The organism is Pseudomonas sp. BP8, from assembly GCF_017875955.1.
In the GTDB taxonomy this organism is placed as follows: Bacteria; Pseudomonadota; Gammaproteobacteria; order Pseudomonadales; family Pseudomonadaceae; genus Aquipseudomonas.
Genome location: NZ_JAGINK010000001.1, coordinates 1,109,908 through 1,125,962 on the forward strand (window position 1 = coordinate 1,109,908; position 16,055 = coordinate 1,125,962).

14 protein-coding genes are annotated in these 16,055 nt (G+C 63.6%); 9 read left to right on the top strand and 5 right to left on the bottom strand.

The genetic code is table 11. The annotated features are described in order from the left end of the window. Positions 1-93: 93 nt before the first annotated feature. Positions 94-1,308: a phosphoserine phosphatase SerB gene (serB, locus tag J3B00_RS04830; RefSeq protein WP_209864774.1), complete on the top strand. Its 1,215-nt coding sequence runs from the start codon at positions 94-96 to the stop codon at positions 1,306-1,308. A 999-nt stretch (positions 1,309-2,307) separates the two neighbouring features. Here serB and asd read toward each other — a convergent pair. From asd to J3B00_RS04840, 3 genes are read right to left on the bottom strand one after another with little or no spacing between them, the layout of a single operon-like run. Beyond that, positions 2,308-3,171 (bottom strand): archaetidylserine decarboxylase, encoded by an 864-nt coding sequence (gene asd / locus J3B00_RS26510; RefSeq protein ID WP_245362487.1) that lies wholly within the window; start codon positions 3,169-3,171, stop codon positions 2,308-2,310. A gap of 9 nt (positions 3,172-3,180) precedes the next feature. After that, on the bottom strand, positions 3,181-3,990 hold the full coding sequence (locus J3B00_RS26515) for a rhodanese-like domain-containing protein (protein ID WP_245362488.1): 810 nt from the start codon (positions 3,988-3,990) through the stop codon (positions 3,181-3,183). Positions 3,991-4,037: 47 nt separating this feature from the next. Then, a complete protein-coding gene (locus tag J3B00_RS04840; RefSeq protein ID WP_209864777.1) occupies positions 4,038-5,573 on the bottom strand; it encodes an HDOD domain-containing protein in 1,536 nt (511 codons plus the stop codon). A gap of 130 nt (positions 5,574-5,703) precedes the next feature. Between J3B00_RS04840 and motA the strand changes: the two genes are divergently transcribed. Then, positions 5,704-6,555, top strand: coding sequence for a flagellar motor stator protein MotA (gene motA / locus J3B00_RS04845; RefSeq protein ID WP_209864781.1), 852 nt, complete (start codon positions 5,704-5,706; stop codon positions 6,553-6,555). A 3-nt stretch (positions 6,556-6,558) separates the two neighbouring features. After that, positions 6,559-7,584, top strand: coding sequence for a flagellar motor protein MotB (gene motB / locus J3B00_RS04850; RefSeq protein ID WP_209864786.1), 1,026 nt, complete (start codon positions 6,559-6,561; stop codon positions 7,582-7,584). 160 nt (positions 7,585-7,744) lie between these two features. Here motB and rsgA read toward each other — a convergent pair whose 3' ends face one another. Next, complete coding sequence (gene rsgA, locus J3B00_RS04855; RefSeq protein ID WP_209864791.1) at positions 7,745-8,776, bottom strand: small ribosomal subunit biogenesis GTPase RsgA; 1,032 nt, start codon at positions 8,774-8,776, stop codon at positions 7,745-7,747. 127 nt (positions 8,777-8,903) lie between these two features. Between rsgA and orn the strand changes: the two genes are divergently transcribed. Together orn and J3B00_RS04865 are read left to right on the top strand one after the other, a co-directional pair. Continuing rightward, positions 8,904-9,446: an oligoribonuclease gene (gene orn / locus J3B00_RS04860; protein WP_209864794.1), complete on the top strand. Its 543-nt coding sequence runs from the start codon at positions 8,904-8,906 to the stop codon at positions 9,444-9,446. A gap of 92 nt (positions 9,447-9,538) precedes the next feature. Beyond that, positions 9,539-10,150 carry a trimeric intracellular cation channel family protein gene (locus tag J3B00_RS04865; RefSeq protein ID WP_209864797.1) on the top strand — a complete coding sequence of 204 codons (612 nt, stop codon included), beginning with the start codon at positions 9,539-9,541 and terminating at the stop codon, positions 10,148-10,150. A gap of 102 nt (positions 10,151-10,252) precedes the next feature. Here J3B00_RS04865 and queG read toward each other — a convergent pair whose 3' ends face one another. Further along, positions 10,253-11,326 carry a tRNA epoxyqueuosine(34) reductase QueG gene (gene queG, locus J3B00_RS04870; protein WP_209864800.1) on the bottom strand — a complete coding sequence of 358 codons (1,074 nt, stop codon included), beginning with the start codon at positions 11,324-11,326 and terminating at the stop codon, positions 10,253-10,255. A gap of 65 nt (positions 11,327-11,391) precedes the next feature. On the opposite strand from queG, the gene J3B00_RS04875 reads away from it, so the two are divergent. From J3B00_RS04875 to mutL, 4 genes are read left to right on the top strand one after another with little or no spacing between them, the layout of a single operon-like run. Further along, complete coding sequence (locus J3B00_RS04875) at positions 11,392-12,252, top strand: NAD(P)H-hydrate dehydratase (protein ID WP_245362489.1); 861 nt, start codon at positions 11,392-11,394, stop codon at positions 12,250-12,252. After that, positions 12,240-12,713 (top strand): tRNA (adenosine(37)-N6)-threonylcarbamoyltransferase complex ATPase subunit type 1 TsaE, encoded by a 474-nt coding sequence (gene tsaE, locus J3B00_RS04880; RefSeq protein WP_209864815.1) that lies wholly within the window; start codon positions 12,240-12,242, stop codon positions 12,711-12,713. Before J3B00_RS04875 ends, tsaE begins: the two co-directional genes overlap by 13 nt. Next, entirely contained in the window at positions 12,714-14,159 is a 1,446-nt protein-coding gene (locus tag J3B00_RS04885) for an N-acetylmuramoyl-L-alanine amidase (RefSeq protein WP_209864818.1), read from the top strand. After that, entirely contained in the window at positions 14,156-16,054 is a 1,899-nt protein-coding gene (gene mutL / locus J3B00_RS04890) for a DNA mismatch repair endonuclease MutL (RefSeq protein WP_209864821.1), read from the top strand. Before J3B00_RS04885 ends, mutL begins: the two co-directional genes overlap by 4 nt. Position 16,055 lies beyond the last annotated feature (1 nt).

A 16,055-nucleotide genomic window follows, 5' to 3' on the forward strand; every position in this document is an offset into this window, starting at 1 on the left:
CGAGCCGGGATTTGTCGGCAAAGTATAAGCGGCGCCCGATAGTCACCGAAAATCGGTAGAATGCGCATTTTTCATCGAAATCGGAGCCCGGTCTTGCGCGAAATCGTCCTGATCAACATCACCGGTGAGGACCGTCCCGGTCTCACTGCCGCAATCACCGGCGTCCTGCTCCAGGGCGGTGTGAACATCCTCGACATCGGCCTGGCGGTCATGCACGGCACGTTGTCGTTCGGCATCCTGGTCGATATTCCAGATAACGAAGTGGCCACCCGCTTGCTGCAAAGCGTGCAAGCCAAGGCCCACGAGCTGAACTTGCAGGCGCGCTACACACCGATCTCCGAAGCCGATTATCAGCATTGGGCAGATAGCCAAGGCGAACCGCGTCAAATCGTGACGCTGCTGAGCCGCAAGGTCACTCCTGAGCAGTTGCAGCGGGTCAGTGCGGTGATCAGCCAGTACGGCCTGACCATCGAACGTATCGAGCGCTTGTCGGCGCGGGTCGCCCTTGCTGCTTCGAGCGAGAAGGCCAAGGCCTGCCTGGAAATTTCCGTGCGCGGTGAGCCGAGCGACGCCCAGGCGATGCGCGCTGATTTCTTTGCGTTGTCTGAAGCGCTGGCGGTCGACATCGCCTTCCAGAAGGACGACCTGTTCCGCCGTAACCGCCGTCTGGCGGTGTTCGACATGGATTCGACGCTGATCGAGGCTGAGGTCATCGACGAGCTGGCCAAGGCCGCGGGCGTTGGCGAGCAAGTGTCGGCGATCACCGAGCGGGCCATGCGTGGTGAGTTGGATTTCCGCGCCAGTTTCAAGGAGCGCATGGCGCTGCTCAAGGGGCTGGACGTTGGTGTTCTGGACGAGATTGGCGCTTCCCTGCGCCTGACCGAAGGTGCCGAGAACCTGTTTGCCGAGCTCAAGCGGTTGGGCTACAAGACGGCAATCCTCTCCGGCGGCTTTACCTACTTCGCCAAGCAGGTGCAGGCGCGCCTGGGTATCGACTACGTGTTCGCCAACGAGCTGGAAGTGGTCGATGGCAAGGTGACCGGCGTGGCCATCGAGCCGATCGTCGATGCTCAGCGCAAGGCTGAGCTGTTGCAGGAGCTGGCGAGCAAGGAAGGCTTGCAGTTGGCCCAGACCATCGCTGTGGGTGATGGCGCCAACGACCTGCCGATGCTGTCCCTGGCTGGGTTGGGCGTGGCGTTCCGGGCCAAGCCGCTGGTTCGCCAGTCGGCCAAGCAGGCTATTTCGACCTTGGGCCTGGATGGCGTGCTGTATCTGCTGGGCTTGCGCGACCGCGATGCGCGTGGTTGATCTGTAGCGCCGGCCCCCTGCAAGCGAAAAGACCCTGTGTGATTGACGTCATGCTGGGGCTTTTTAAGGGTGCTTTACGGGTTGTTGGGGGAAATGATCAGCTGGCTTGGCTGGTTTTGGAATTGTGGGCTTATCCATTTGATGGGGTGCCTTTTCTGGCCCCTTCCGCCCTTACGGCGGGTCACTTCTTGGAAAAAAGTAACCAAAAACCGCTTGCTCCTGCATCCGGCCCTCCGCTGCGCTCCGGGTTCCCTCGCTCCGGTCTTGCTCCGGGAGGACCGCGCTGTACGGCCCATCCTGAGCCTCAGCGCTTTCCGGCCATCCATGGCCTCCACCTCCCTGCGCAAGACCTCCGCTCGGCCTCCTGACGTCGCGAAGTTACGGGCGGCGTCTGGGCTGGCGTTATCTTCGATAGTGGCATGTGGGTTGGATACTCGGGCCTCTTCGCGGGGCAAGCCCGCTCCTACAGGATTTGCGCCGAATTCAAAATCTGCGCAATCCCTGTAGGAGCGGGCTTGTCCCGCGAAGAGGCCGGTACTGCCAATACAAATCGCAGGGCGCAGCCCTGCCAGCCACCCCACAAATCCGCTGGTAGATAAACAAAGCGAGAGCGCAGCGATTCGCCTGCCGTTGCCGTTGCCGTTGCCGTTGATCTGGCTCTTGATCTACCAGCGACTTCAGGAGGCCGAGTGGAGGTCTTGCGCAGGGAGGTGGAGGCCATGGATGGCCGGAAAGCGCTGAGGCCCAGGATGGGCCGTACAGCGCGGTCCTCCCGGAGCAAGACCGGAGCGAGGGAACCCGCAGCGCAGCGGAGGGCCGGATGATGGAGCCGAGACCTTTTTGGTTACTTTTTGGGGCGTTTGCCAAAAAGTGACCCGCCGTAAGGGCGGAAGGGGCCAGCAGCTCCACCACATGAAATGGATAAGCCCCCAGCCTACAAGCCCCAGAACCTAAACCAGCCCCTAGCCCCCGACAATCCCTAAAGAACTACCGCGCAAATCAAGCCTCGCCAGGCACCGCCAACAGCTCACCCATGCGCACCGCAGACCCAGCACCCAGGTTCTGCGCCCACTTCACCTGCTCTGGCCCAAACAGCACAATCGCCGTCGATCCCAGCTTGAAACGACCCAGTTCGGCACCTTTCTCCAGATGGATAGGCGCACGGCTCGCTTCGTCGTAGCGGAAAGTCTTCAGCTCACGCTTGGGTGGCGTCACCAGCCCAGCCCAAACGGTCTCGATCGACGCCACGATCATCGCGCCGACCAATACCACGGCCATCGGCCCACGCTCAGTGTCGAACAGGCAGACCACACGCTCGTTACGGGCGAACAGCTCCGGCACGTTTTCCGCCGTGGTCTGGTTTACCGAGAACAGCTTGCCCGGCACGTAGACCATTTCGCGCAGGGTACCGGCCAGCGGCATGTGCACGCGGTGGTAGTCCTTCGGCGACAGATAGATAGTGGCAAACTCACCGCCCATGAACGGCGCAGCCAGGGCCGGGTCGCCGCCGAGCAGCTCCAGCGCACTGTAGCCGTGACCCTTGGCCTGGAAGATGCGCCCATGCTCGATCGGGCCGAGCTGGCTTACCGCACCGTCGGCCGGGCAGAGAATGGCCCCCGGGGTTTCGTCCAGCGGGCGTGCGCCCGGCTTCAGGGCGCGGGTGAAGAACGCGTTGAAGTGCTCGTAGGCACTGAGGTCTTCGACCAGTGCCTCGGACATGTTGACCTGATAGCGCTTGGCGAACCAGGCAGTGAAGGCATTCTTGAACCAGCGCGCGCGGCACTCGGCGACGCAGCCGGCCAGGCGCGACAGCAGGTGGTGCGGCAGCAGGTACTGGCTGAGGATGAACAAGCGGGATTTCATTGAGTTTCCTTAAACGTCTACAGGCGTGTCCGGATGGTTGCCCCACTCGCCCCAAGAGCCGGCGTAGGCCTTGACCCGTGGGTAACCGAGGGATTTCGCCACCAGATAAGTGAAGCCGGAACGGTGGTGGGTCTGGCAGTGGGTGATCACTTCTTTGTCCGGGGTGATACCCAGGCCGTGAAGGATCTCTGCCATGTCTTTGCGGATGCGCAGATGGTCATTCATGTCCATGCCGGCGGTCCACTCGAAATTGACTGCGCCAGGGATGTGTCCGCCCTTGGCAGCCAGGACCTTCTCGCCGCGGTATTCGCCCGGCGCACGCGCGTCCCAGATGGCCAGGTCGGCTGCACCAAGACGGCTTTGCAGGTACTCGCGGGTTGCCGTGGGCTCGGCGTGCAGGGTCAGCTTCACGGTGCCGGTGGCGTGTGGCGGTACCTCGGTAGAGAGCTTGTCTGCTGGCCAGGCCTGGATGCCGCCGTTGAGGTAGTGATAGCGGCCATGGCCGATCACGTCGAGCAACCAGATGAAGCGCCCGGCCCAGCCGCCGCCTTCGTCGTCATAGACCACATAGACGGCGTCGTCGCGATGGCCGAGCTCGGCGAACAGTTTTTCCAGGTCGGCCCGCGCCGGCAACAGGCCTGGCGCTGGAGGTTGGCCCAGTTGGGTGCGCTTGGGCTCGACGAAGCGAGCGCCGGGGATGTGCCCGCTGCCATAACGGTTGGCACTGGTCAGGTCGACCAGAATCAGCTGTGGCGAGTCCAGGCGCGGTAACAGCTCGGCCGGTTCGATCACCAGCGGCAAGCCGGAAAAGTCAGTCATCCACAGTCTCCAGGGTGAGCCACGAGGGGGCGATTGTAGCCTAAGGCTCAAGCATTGCGGGTGCTGAAGGTGGCCAGTGCGCGTTCCACGCATTGCGCGGTCTTGGCAAAGGCCTGTACGCCCACATCGGCCAGCGGTCTGCCGCCCTGGTCGGCAATCATCAGCATCAGTACCTGGCCATTGACCGCCAGCGAACGCAGCAGCAGGTGCTCGCTGGGCAACAAGCTACGTAGCGGTGCGGGCAGCAAGGCAGCGAACTGTGCGTGGTTTTCCGGCGTCAGGCGCAGTTGCCCGGCCTGACTGGTCAAACGCTGCAGCAGTTTGCTCTGCCCAACCGGCAGGGTCAGCGCGGCGGCCTCTTTCGGCACTCCAGCGCACTGCTGCACACGCAGCAGGTCGTTGGGTTTGTCGTGCATCAACAGCATGATCCGCTGCATGCCGCAGGCCTCCAGGGCCTCGCGGGCCTGGGTCGCCAGGTGCACGGCATTGGTAAACGGGCTGGGCTGAACCAGCAGCTCGCCGCACAGCTTGCGCCAGCGCTCCAGGGCCTGGGTGGGCGGTGGAGGCGGGGTGAGCATGTCGGGGTGCGGGCGGCGTTGGTGCCAGGGCCAGATCAGTGCCTCAGCCGGGTGGAACAGTGCGTGGCGGGCGTGATGGCGGGCGCTTGCGGCGGCTTGTTGGTGAACCTGCTGCTGGACGTCATCCAGCGAGATCTGCAGGTAGAGCGCAGTGAGCAACTGCCAGCGCAGCAGGTGCGGGTTGTCCCAGCCGACCTGGGCAGACAGCGCCAGGCCGTTGGCCAACAGGACGGTATTGGCCGGCTGGTTGAACCAGCGACGCAGGCCTGGCTCCTCGTCCAGGCGATGTTGCTGGCTGAGGCTGTCGGGGTCGCGGGCGACGTTGAATACCTGGGCCAGCAGTTCGCGCTCGGAGGTCAGCAGGCGATAGCCCTGGGTAACCCAACCGGGCAGGCGCCAGTGGCTGGCTACGGCCTGGCACAGCTCCATGAGGCGCACGCCGAACAGTTCGAGTTCCACCGCGCTGGCGTTTTCGCCCTTGTGGATGACGCGCAGCTCCCAGGTGTCGAGCAGCTTGGGATAGGCCAGCGCCATTGGCCACAGCGGTGACAGAAACAGCAGGCTGCCCCAGTGGATCTCCTGCCAGAGCCGCGCCAGGCGGCTGGCGAACAGACCGCTGGCCTGCTGCGAGGCATGCTGGCTGATCAGCAGGAACTGGCGCAGCACCGGCGGTATATCGTCGCCTGGCAGCGCTGGCAAGCGCGCCAGCAACTGCGCGCTGCGGGCCAGACCGAGGCGATTGAGGGCAATCTCCAGGCTCTCGGCAGGCTCGGCCTGGCTGGCGTTGGTCGGATGGTTGGCTTCGCGCATGACCGACAGCACCAGGGCAGGGCTGTCTTGCATCAGTTCGGCGATCTCGCGCAGCGACCGGCGATTGTCGTTGATGGCCGACAAAACGCGGTCGTGACTCTCTTTGGGCACTGGCAGACGGACGCCGTCCAGCAGCTTTATCCAACCCTCGAGTGTGCGCGGAATCTGAGCAGGTACCTTGGTTTCAATTGGCATTTTGACATCAGTCCGAACTGGCTTTTCGCTTAGAGTGGCTATAGTCTGGCGCAGTTCTGCCGATAAGTAGAAGAAGAGTTTTAAAGCTCCCGTTCCAGACCCTGTCCACGACTTCAAGTGCTTTGAACCTATGGCTAAAATTATCGGCATCATTGTCGTATTCGCGAGCGTGCTCGGCGGCTACGTGCTCTCCCACGGCAAGATCGCAGCGCTGATCCAGCCATTTGAAGTACTGATCATCGGCGGTGCGGCCTTCGGCGCATTCCTGCAGGCCAACCCCGGCTACATGACCATGCATGTGGTCAAGAAGTCGCTGAAGATGTTCGGCTCGCGCTTCACCCACACCTTCTATCTGGAGGTATTGGGCCTGGTCTACGAGATCCTCAACAAGAGCCGCCGCGAAGGCATGATGGCCATCGAGGCGGATATTGAAGATGCCTCGGCCAGCCCGATCTTTGCCAAGTACCCGGCGGTGCTCGGTGATGAGCGCATGACCGCGTACATCTGCGACTACCTGCGCATCATGTCCACCGGCAACATGGCGCCGCATGAGCTCGAGGGCCTGTTCGACATGGAACTGCTGAGCATGAAGGAAGAGCTCGAGCACCCCTCGCATGCCGTGAATGGCATTGCCGACGGCATGCCCGGCTTCGGTATCGTTGCCGCAGTACTGGGTATCGTCGTGACCATGGCCTCGCTGGGTGAGGGTGACCAGGCCGCGATCGGCATGCACGTAGGTGCGGCGCTGGTCGGTACCTTCTTCGGTATTCTTGCCGCCTACGGCTTCTTCGGCCCTCTGGCCAAGTGCCTGGAGCACGATGCCAAGGAAGAGGTCAACCTGTACGAGTCGATCAAGGCTTCCTTGGTTGCGTCTGCCTCTGGCATGCCGCCATCGCTGGCCGTGGAGTTCGGGCGCAAGGTGCTGTATCCCAAGCACCGCCCAAGCTTCGCCGAGCTGGAACAAGCAGTTCGCGGTCGCTGAGTCATGGAAAACAACCAGCCGATTATCATCAAGCGCGTCAAGCGCTTTGGCGGGGGTCACCACGGCGGCGCGTGGAAGATCGCCTTCGCCGACTTCGCCACGGCCATGATGGCGTTCTTCCTCGTGCTTTGGCTGATGTCCACGGCCACGCCCGAGCAGAAGATCGCCATCGCCGGTTATTTCCAGGACCCGATCGGTTTCGCCGAAAGCGGCACGCCCTATGTCATCGACCTGGGTGGTACGCCGGAACTTGCTCCGGACAGGACCATCAACCCGGAAGAAAAGGCCGAGCCCAAGCCTGACAACAACCTGCAGTTGAACAAGGAGCAGGTTGAGACCATGGCTGAGCAGGTCGAGCAGGAGCGGTTGAACCTGCTGCTGCAAGAGCTGCAGAACAAGGTTGAAGAAAATCCGCAGCTGCAGAAGTTCAAGGACCAGATCCTGTTCGAGATCACCCAGGACGGCTTGCGCATCCAGATCATGGATGCCGAGAACCGGCCGATGTTCACCCTCGGCAGCGCACGGTTGCAGCCGTATTTCGAAGACATCCTGCTGGCGATGGCTGACACCATCAAGGCCGTGCCGAACAAGATCAGCGTCAGTGGCCATACCGATGCCAAACCGTATGCCGGCAGCGGCGAGTTCGGCAACTGGGAGCTGTCGGCCAACCGCGCCAACGCGGCACGCCGGGCACTGGTTGCGGGCGGTTATCCGGATGATCAGGTGGCACGGGTGGTGGGTTATGCCTCGTCGTCGCTGTTTGATCGCAAGGACCCGTTCAACCCGGTCAACCGGCGCATCGATATCATCGTTCTGACCAAGAAGGCTCAGCGTAATATCGAGGGTGAGCAGGGTACCCCTGAGGCGCCACCGGCGACCGATGCCCCGGCTGCGCCAGCGGTCCCGGGCGCTGCTGTACCGCCAGCACCGGGCGCTGCCGAACAGGCGCCGATGCAGCCGCGAGAGCTGCGTCAGAAGATGAACATCTTCGAGGATGGTACGTTGAAGATGGACGAGCCCAGGGAGTAAGCGCCTGGGCTTGAGACAGATTGGGGCCGCTTTGCGGCCCTTTCGCGACACAAGGCCGCTCCCACAGAGATCGCGCCAGCTTTTAGGTTCGGTGCAGGACAGTTGCTCACACAGTGGTGCGCGCAGGCGGCCCTGATCGGTCTCAGGGCCCCGCCGAATCTTAGTAGGTATCTTCCGTCAGGCTGGCAATGATCGAGCGGTAGCTGTGCATCCGCTGCGGTTTGATCCGCCCTTCATCCAGCGCCTTGAGCAGCGCACAACCCGGTTCGCGATCATGCTTGCAGTCGCGGAAGCGGCAGTTGCCGAACAGGTCGCGGAACTCGATGAAGCCTGCCTCGACGTCATCGCGGCTGACATGTACCAGGCCAAATTCACGAATACCCGGGGAGTCGATCAGGTCGCCGCCATTGGGGAAGTGATACAGGCGCGCGGTGGTCGTGGTGTGTGTGCCCTGACCCGACCACTCCGACAGGTCGCCAACGCGAGTGCGCGCGGCGGGCAGCAGGCTGTTGACCAGCGACGATTTACCCACGCCCGATTGGCCGACGAACACGCTGACATGGCCATCGAGCATCTCTTGCAGCTGCTGCATGCCATCGCCTTCGTGCGCCGAAACCTCCAGCAGCGGGTAGCCGAGTTCGCGGTATACCTCGAGCAGGGCATTCAGGCCCGGGCCGTTCTCGTCGTTGACCAGGTCGGCCTTGTTCAGCAGCAGCAGTGGGCGGATGCCCGCGTGCTCGGCGGCCACCAGGTAACGGTCGATCAGGTTGGCGTGTGGCTCGGGAGCCGGGGCGAAGACGATCACGATCAGGTCGACGTTGGACGCCACCGGCTTGAGCTGGCCGTGGTTGTTCGGCCGGCACAGCTCGGTGCTGCGCGGCAGTTGCGCGACGATCACGCCAATGCCCTGGTTGCCTGCACGCCATACCACACGGTCGCCGGTTACCAGCGCTGGCAGGTTGGCACGCAGGTGGCAGCGGAAGACCTGACCTGCTGTTTCGCCGTCCTGGGCTTCGACCTCGACCTGCACGCCGAAGTGGGCAATGACCAGGCCGAATTGCTCCGGTCCCAAGTCACCGCCCTCCAGTTCTTGCAAGGCATGTTGCTCGCGTTTGGCTGCGCGTGCGGCGCGCTCGCCCTGGATTTTTTCGATGCGCCAGTTTTGGCGGCGATTGAGCTGGCGTTTGGCCATGAAGGTTCCGTGTTGGCGGGGCAGAAAGAAAACGGCTTGCAGTCTAGCATGCCCGCGCCCAGTCCAATCCGCTTACCTTTGCCCGCTGCCGCTACGCTACTATGACGGCCTATTCGAGGAGCCCTTCATGGACAACACACAGAACCTGATCTGGATCGATCTGGAAATGACCGGTCTGGATCCGGACAACGACGTCATCATCGAGATGGCCACCATCGTCACCGACAGCAACCTCAATACCCTGGCTGAAGGCCCGGTGATTGCCATCCATCACAGCGATGAAGTGCTGGCGCGCATGGACGAGTGGAACACCCGCACCCACGGTGGTTCGGGCCTGACCCAGCGGGTGCGCGAGAGCCGCATCAGCATGGCCGAGGCCGAGGCCGAAACGGTCAAGTTCCTCGAGCAGTGGGTGCCCAAGGGCAAGTCGCCGATCTGCGGTAACAGCATCTGCCAGGACCGGCGCTTCCTCTACCGCCACATGAAGACCCTGGAAAGCTACTTCCATTACCGCAACCTCGACGTCTCGACCCTCAAGGAACTGGCCGCGCGCTGGGCGCCTGACGTGCGTGACAGCTTCAAGAAGGGCAGTACCCACCTGGCGCTGGACGATATCCGCGAGTCGATCGCCGAGCTGCGTCACTACCGTGAGCACTTCATCAAGGTCTGACTGCCAAGGGCGCCGACTATCGTCATTGCGCCCTCTTTTGGTGCCCCGAACAACTGGTTAGACTGCGCGCCTTTCTTCAGCGGACACGCACCATGTTGTTGATGCTCTACCTCGTCGCGATTACCGCCGAAGCCATGACTGGTGCGTTGTCTGCCGGACGTCGCGGCATGGACTGGTTTGGCGTGGTGCTGATCGCCTGCGTCACTGCACTGGGCGGCGGTTCGGTGCGGGACGTGTTGCTGGGGCATTACCCGCTGACCTGGGTCAAGCACCCGGAGTACCTGGTGCTGACCAGCTTTGCCGCCCTGCTGACCATCTTCATTGCGCCGTTGATGCGCCATTTGCGTTCGCTGTTTCTGGTGCTCGATGCGTTGGGGCTGGTGGCCTTTACCCTGATTGGCTGCATGACCGCGCTGGAGATGGGCCAGGGCATGCTGGTGGCGTCGATCAGCGGGGTGATCACCGGGGTGTTTGGTGGGATCCTGCGGGATATTTTCTGCAACGATATTCCACTGGTGTTCCGCCGCGAGCTGTATGCCAGCGTGTCGTTTGCGGCGGCGTGGTTCTATCTGGGCTGTGTGTACTTCGAGGTGCCGGCCGAGCAGGCGATGCTGCTGACGCTGTTTGGCGGCTTTCTGGTGCGGTTGCTGGCGATTCGTTTTCACTGGGAAATGCCCAAGTTTCATTATAACGACCAGCAGTGAGGGTGTGCCTGTAAGGGCCTCTTCGCGGGGCAAGCCCGCTCCTACAGGGGCTGTGGCGAGCCGGGAGCCTAGGCGGGCTTGCGCCGCGATGGGGTGACACCGCTATCCCTGTCGGCGCGCCTCGTGCTGCGCCAATGCCCATTCCACATGCTCGCGCACCAGCTCCGACGGGTAATCCCGGCGCTTGTGCAGCGCTTCCAGCACGGGAATGCTCGACGGCGCATTGCCCAGGCCCACCGCCAGGTTGCGCAACCAGCGCTCATATCCCGCCCGGCGTAGTGGCGAGCCTTCGGTATTGCCGAGAAAGGTCGCCTCATCCCAGAGAAACAGCTCCGCCAGTTCGGCATTGTCCAGCCCGTGCCGCGGCTTGAAGTCGTTTTCCTGAGTAGGCCGGGCGAAGCGGTTCCATGGGCAGACGATCTGGCAGTCATCACAGCCAAACACCCGATTGCCGATCAACGGCCGCAGCTCGACCGGGATAGCCTGCTTGAGTTCGATGGTCAGGTAGGAGATGCAGCGCCGTGCATCGAGCACGTAAGGTCCGACGAAAGCCTGGGTCGGGCACACGTCCAGGCACGCCTGGCAGCGTCCGCAGTGCTCGCTGGCCTGCGCTTCGTCGACCGGCAAGGGCAGGTCGACGAACAGCTCGGCGAGGAAGAAGTAGCTGCCCGCCTTGCGATTGAGTAGCAGGGTGTTCTTGCCGATCCAGCCGAGCCCGGCCTGTTGGGCGATGGCCTTTTCCAGCACGGGCGCGCTGTCGACGAAGGCGCGGAAACCAAACGGGCCAATCGCCTCCTGAACTCGATCAGCCAGATGCTGCACGCGTTTGCGCACCAGCTTGTGGTAGTCGCGCCCCAGTGCATAGCGCGATACGTAGGCTTTTTCCGGCTGCGCCAGCAGTTGTGCCATGCGCGTATCGCCCGGCAGGTAGTCCATGCGCAGCGACACCACGCGCAAGGTCCCCGGCACCAGTTGATCGGGATGGGAACGCTTGCTGCCATGCGCTGCCATATAGTCCATCTCGCCCTGGTAGCCAGCGTCGAGCCAGCGTTGCAGGTGCTGTTCATGCTCGCCAAGGTCTACACCAGCGATACCGACATGGGCGAAGCCGAGTTCACGGCCCCAATCCTTGATCGATTGGGCCAGCTCGGCGAGGTCAGGAGTACAAACGGACATGGATGGACAAGGCATTACAGGCTCAGGTGCGTATAATTCTGCCAGACATCGGAGCCTTTGACCCCATGCCCCAGACCAAACACCTCGGCAATCTGCCAAAACCGCTCAGTCGGGATACCCTCGCCAGCCTGCCAGCACGCCGTGCGGACGCCCACAAAGGCGACTTCGGCCATGTACTGGTGGTTGGTGGCGACCTTGGCACCGGCGGTGCGGTATTGCTCAGCGCCGAGGCAGCGCTGCGCTGTGGCGCCGGCCTGGTGAGTGTGGCCACGCGCCCCGAGCATGTTTCGGCGGCCTTGACCCGTCTGCCGGAAACCATGTGCCTGGGGGTAAGTTCGGCCAATCAGTTGATGGCGCTGCTGGAGCGTGCCTCGGTGCTGGTGGTCGGGCCTGGCCTCGGCCAGGCCGCCTGGGGCCGCAGCCTGCTATCGGCGGTGGCCAATGCCGGTCTGGCCCAGGTGTGGGACGCCGATGCCCTCAACCTCTTGGCGCGTACGCCCTTGGCTTTGCCCAGCGCCAGTATCCTCACCCCGCACCCGGGCGAGGCGGCGCGGCTGCTCGGGGTGTCGACCGAGGCGGTACAGGCCGACCGAGCCGGCGCAGCGCGCAAGCTGGCGCGTAAATATGCCAGCGTCTGCGTACTCAAAGGCGCCGGTACCTTGGTTGCCAGCCCTGACGGACAACTGGCGCTGTGCGGGCGTGGTCATCCGGCGATGGCCGGTGCAGGTCTGGGCGATGTGCTCAGTGGCGTCCTGGCAGCGTTACTCGCGCAAGGTATGGACGCGTGGTCGGCGGCGTGCCTCGGTACCTGGCTGCATGCCTGTGCCGGCGAGCGTCTCGGCGTCAAGGGTAGAGGCCTGGCAGCCAGTGATCTGCTGCCGGTCATTCGAGAATTACTGGAGGAGCATTCAGCGTGTCTGGCGTAACCCTGTTTCTGGCCGACGAAGAGGCCACCGTGGCCTTCGGCGCACAACTGGCCGAGGTGACCGGTGGTCACGGCGTGATTTTTCTCGAAGGTGACCTGGGTGCTGGCAAGACCACCTTGTCGCGCGGCCTGATCCGCGGCCTGGGCCATACCGGGCCGGTCAAGAGCCCGACCTTCACCGTGGTCGAACCCTACGAAATCGGCGAGCTGCGGGCGTTTCACTTCGACCTGTATCGGCTGGTCGATCCCGAGGAACTGGAGTACCTCGGCATCCGCGATTATTTCGAAGGTGATGCCCTGTGCCTGTTCGAGTGGCCCGATAAAGGTGCGGGCGTTTTGCCAAAGCCGGACCTGACCATTACCATAAGCCCGCAAGCGGGCGGGCGCTCGCTGTACCTGTCGCCGCAGGGGCCTCGCGGCGAAGCCTGGTGCACCGCGCTGGCCAACAAAATCAAACAGTAGATGGGGATAGGTATGCGCATACGCGCACTGGTCGCCGTTGTAGGTCTTCTGCTCACCGCAGTGACCGTCGACGCTCTGGCCGCCACACAAGTCAAAAGCATGCGTCTGTGGCGCGCGCCGGATAACACACGGCTGGTCTTCGACCTGTCCGGCCCTGTGCAGCACAGCGTCTTTACGCTGAGCGCGCCGGATCGGCTGGTCATCGATATCAACGGTGCGACCCTGGGCGCGCCGCTCAATGTCTCCACGTCCAATACGCCGATCAGTAGCGTGCGCTCGGCTCAGCGTACGCCGACCGACCTGCGCGTAGTGATCGACCTGAAAAAGGCCGTGACGCCGAAAAGCTTCATCCTGGCGCCCAATGCCCAGTACGGCAATCGTCTGGTGGTCGACCTGTATGACCAGGAAGCCGACGCCATTGCTGCCAGCACGCCGACCCCGCCGCCAACCCCGGTGCAGGCACCGGTGACCACCCCGGCGGTGCCGGTGACGCCGACGCAACCGGCCATCAAGCTGCCGCCAGCGCCGAGTGGCAAGCGCGATATCGTCGTTGCCATCGATGCCGGCCACGGCGGTGAAGACCCGGGAGCCTCGGGCTCGCGTGGCCAGCATGAAAAAGACATCGTCCTGCAGATCGCCCAGGAGCTGCAGCGCCAGATCAACAGCGAGAAGGGTTACCGCGCCGAGCTGACGCGCACCGGTGACTACTTCATCCCACTGCGCAAACGCACCGAGATCGCCCGCAAGAAGGGCGCTGACCTGTTCGTGTCGATCCACGCCGACGCGGCGCCGTCGAAGGCCGCCTTTGGCGCCTCGGTGTTTGCCCTGTCTGATCGTGGTGCCACCTCCGAGACCGCGCGCTGGCTGGCCGACACGGAAAACCGCTCTGACCTGATCGGCGGCGCCGGCAACGTCAGCCTCGACGACAAGGACCGCATGCTTGCCGGTGTCTTGCTCGACCTGTCGATGACCGCGACCCTCAGCTCCAGCCTCGACGTCGGGCAGAAGGTGCTTGGCAACATGGGCCGCATCACCTCGCTGCACAAGCGCCGCGTGGAACAGGCGGGCTTCATGGTGCTGAAGTCGCCGGACATCCCATCGATCCTGGTCGAGACCGGCTTCATTTCCAACGCCAACGAAGCGGCCAAGTTGGCTACGCGCAGCCATCAACAGGCGCTGGCCCGTTCGATCCACACCGGCCTGCGCCAGTACTTCCAGCAGAGCCCGCCGCCGGGCACCTACATCGCCTGGCTGCGTGACAGTGGCAAGATCGCCCAAGGCCCGCGCGACCACACCGTGCGCCCGGGTGAAACCCTGGCGATGATCGCCGTGCGCTACCAGGTCAGTGTGGCCAGCCTGCGCAGCAGCAACAGCCTCAAGAGCGATGAGCTGAAGGTCGGCCAGCACCTGGATATTCCTGGCACCACGCTGGCGTCCCAGCAATGAGTGGTGGTTCGCGCATCGAGCTGCTTAGTCCGCGGCTGGCCAACCAGATTGCCGCTGGCGAGGTGGTCGAGCGCCCCGCGTCGGTGGCCAAGGAGCTCCTGGAAAACAGCCTGGACTCCGGCGCTCGGCGAATTGACGTCGAGGTCGAGCAGGGTGGGGTCAAGCTGTTGCGCGTGCGTGACGACGGCAGCGGTATTTCGCCCGACGACCTGCCGCTGGCGCTGGCCCGCCACGCCACCAGCAAGATCCGTGAGCTGGAAGACCTCGAAGGGGTGCTCAGCCTCGGCTTTCGCGGTGAAGCACTGGCCTCGATCAGTTCGGTGGCGCGCCTGACCCTGACCTCGCGCACCGCCGATGCCAGCGAAGCCTGGCAGGTCGAGACCGAAGGCCGCGACATGACCCCGCGGGTGCAGCCCGCTGCGCACCCGGTGGGCACCTCGGTGGAAGTGCGTGACCTGTTCTTCAATACCCCGGCCCGACGCAAGTTCCTCAAGGCCGAGAAGACCGAGTTCGACCACCTGCAAGAAGTCATTCGCCGGCTGGCCCTGGCCCGCTTCGACGTCGGCTTCCACCTGCGTCATAACGGCAAGAGCATTCTCAGTTTGCACGAGGCCCCCGACGACACCTCGCGGGCGCGGCGCGTCGGCGCGATCTGCGGTCCGGGCTTCCTCGAACAGGCGCTGCCGATCGACGTCGAGCGCAATGGCTTGCGCTTGTGGGGCTGGGTTGGCTTGCCGACCTTCTCGCGCAGCCAGGCCGACCTGCAGTACTTTTTCGTCAACGGCCGTGCGGTACGCGACAAGCTGGTCGCCCACGCGGTGCGCCAGGCCTACCGCGACGTGCTGTTCAACGGCCGGCACCCGACCTTCGTGCTGTTCCTTGAGCTCGAGCCCAACGGTGTTGACGTCAACGTCCACCCGACCAAGCACGAAGTGCGCTTCCGCGAAGGGCGCACAGTCCACGACTTCCTCTACGGCACCCTGCACCGGGCGCTGGCGGATGTGCGTCCGGAAGATCAACTGGCTACACCTGCCGCGGCCAGTGAACTGGTCAAGCCGAGCGGCCAGCAGGCAGGCGAATTCGGCCCTCAGGGCGAAATGCGTCTGGCCTCGCCCGTGCTTGAACAGCCGCAAGCTCAGCCCCAAACCCAGCCTCAGCCCGGTTCTGGCGCGGGCGCGGGCTATCAGTACCAGTACACACCACGCCCCTCGCAGCCGTTGCCGGTGGCTGAAGCGCAAGCGGCCTACCGTGAGTTCTATGCGCCGTTGAACAACGGCGCAGCTGCGGCGTTGCCGGCAAGCCAAGGCGATATTCCACCGCTGGGTTATGCCCTGGCTCAGCTCAAGGGAATCTATATCTTGGCCGAAAACGCTGTCGGCCTGGTGCTGGTCGACATGCACGCGGCCCACGAGCGGATCATGTACGAGCGGCTCAAGGTCGCGATGGCCAGCGAGGGCCTGAGTGGTCAGCCGCTGCTGGTGCCGGAATCGCTGGCGTTGAGTCAACGCGAGGCCGACTGCGCCGAAGAGCATGCGCAGTGGTTCCAGCGCCTGGGCTTTGAGCTGCAGCGGCTAGGCCCGGAAACCCTGGCCATCCGGCAGATCCCGGCGCTGCTCAAGCAGGCCGAGGCCAACCGGCTGGTACAGGATGTGCTCGCCGACCTCATGGAGTACGGCACCAGTGACCGTATCCAGGCGCACCTCAACGAACTGCTCGGCACCATGGCCTGCCACGGCGCTGTGCGTGCCAATCGGCGCCTGGCCATTCCCGAGATGAATGCGCTGCTGCGGGATATGGAAAACACCGAACGTAGCGGCCAGTGCAACCACGGCCGACCGACCTGGACCCAGATGGGCCTGGACGATCTGGACAAACTCTTCCTGCGCGGTCGATGAA

Excerpts from the sequence above, each read along its gene's own strand:
- asd (WP_245362487.1), bottom strand. The coding sequence starts at position 3,171 with ATGAAATCCCGCTTGTTCATCCTCAGCCAGTACCTGCTGCCGCACCAC.
- J3B00_RS04865 (WP_209864797.1), top strand. The coding sequence starts at position 9,539 with ATGTTGTTGATGCTCTACCTCGTCGCGATTACCGCCGAAGCCATGACT.
- rsgA (WP_209864791.1), bottom strand. The coding sequence starts at position 8,776 with ATGGCCAAACGCCAGCTCAATCGCCGCCAAAACTGGCGCATCGAAAAA.
- motB (WP_209864786.1), top strand. The coding sequence starts at position 6,559 with ATGGAAAACAACCAGCCGATTATCATCAAGCGCGTCAAGCGCTTTGGC.
- J3B00_RS04840 (WP_209864777.1), bottom strand. The coding sequence starts at position 5,573 with ATGCCAATTGAAACCAAGGTACCTGCTCAGATTCCGCGCACACTCGAG.
- mutL (WP_209864821.1), top strand. The coding sequence starts at position 14,156 with ATGAGTGGTGGTTCGCGCATCGAGCTGCTTAGTCCGCGGCTGGCCAAC.
- orn (WP_209864794.1), top strand. The coding sequence starts at position 8,904 with ATGGACAACACACAGAACCTGATCTGGATCGATCTGGAAATGACCGGT.
- J3B00_RS26515 (WP_245362488.1), bottom strand. The coding sequence starts at position 3,990 with ATGACTGACTTTTCCGGCTTGCCGCTGGTGATCGAACCGGCCGAGCTG.
- J3B00_RS04885 (WP_209864818.1), top strand. The coding sequence starts at position 12,714 with ATGGGGATAGGTATGCGCATACGCGCACTGGTCGCCGTTGTAGGTCTT.
- J3B00_RS04875 (WP_245362489.1), top strand. The coding sequence starts at position 11,392 with ATGCCCCAGACCAAACACCTCGGCAATCTGCCAAAACCGCTCAGTCGG.
- motA (WP_209864781.1), top strand. The coding sequence starts at position 5,704 with ATGGCTAAAATTATCGGCATCATTGTCGTATTCGCGAGCGTGCTCGGC.
- queG (WP_209864800.1), bottom strand. The coding sequence starts at position 11,326 with ATGTCCGTTTGTACTCCTGACCTCGCCGAGCTGGCCCAATCGATCAAG.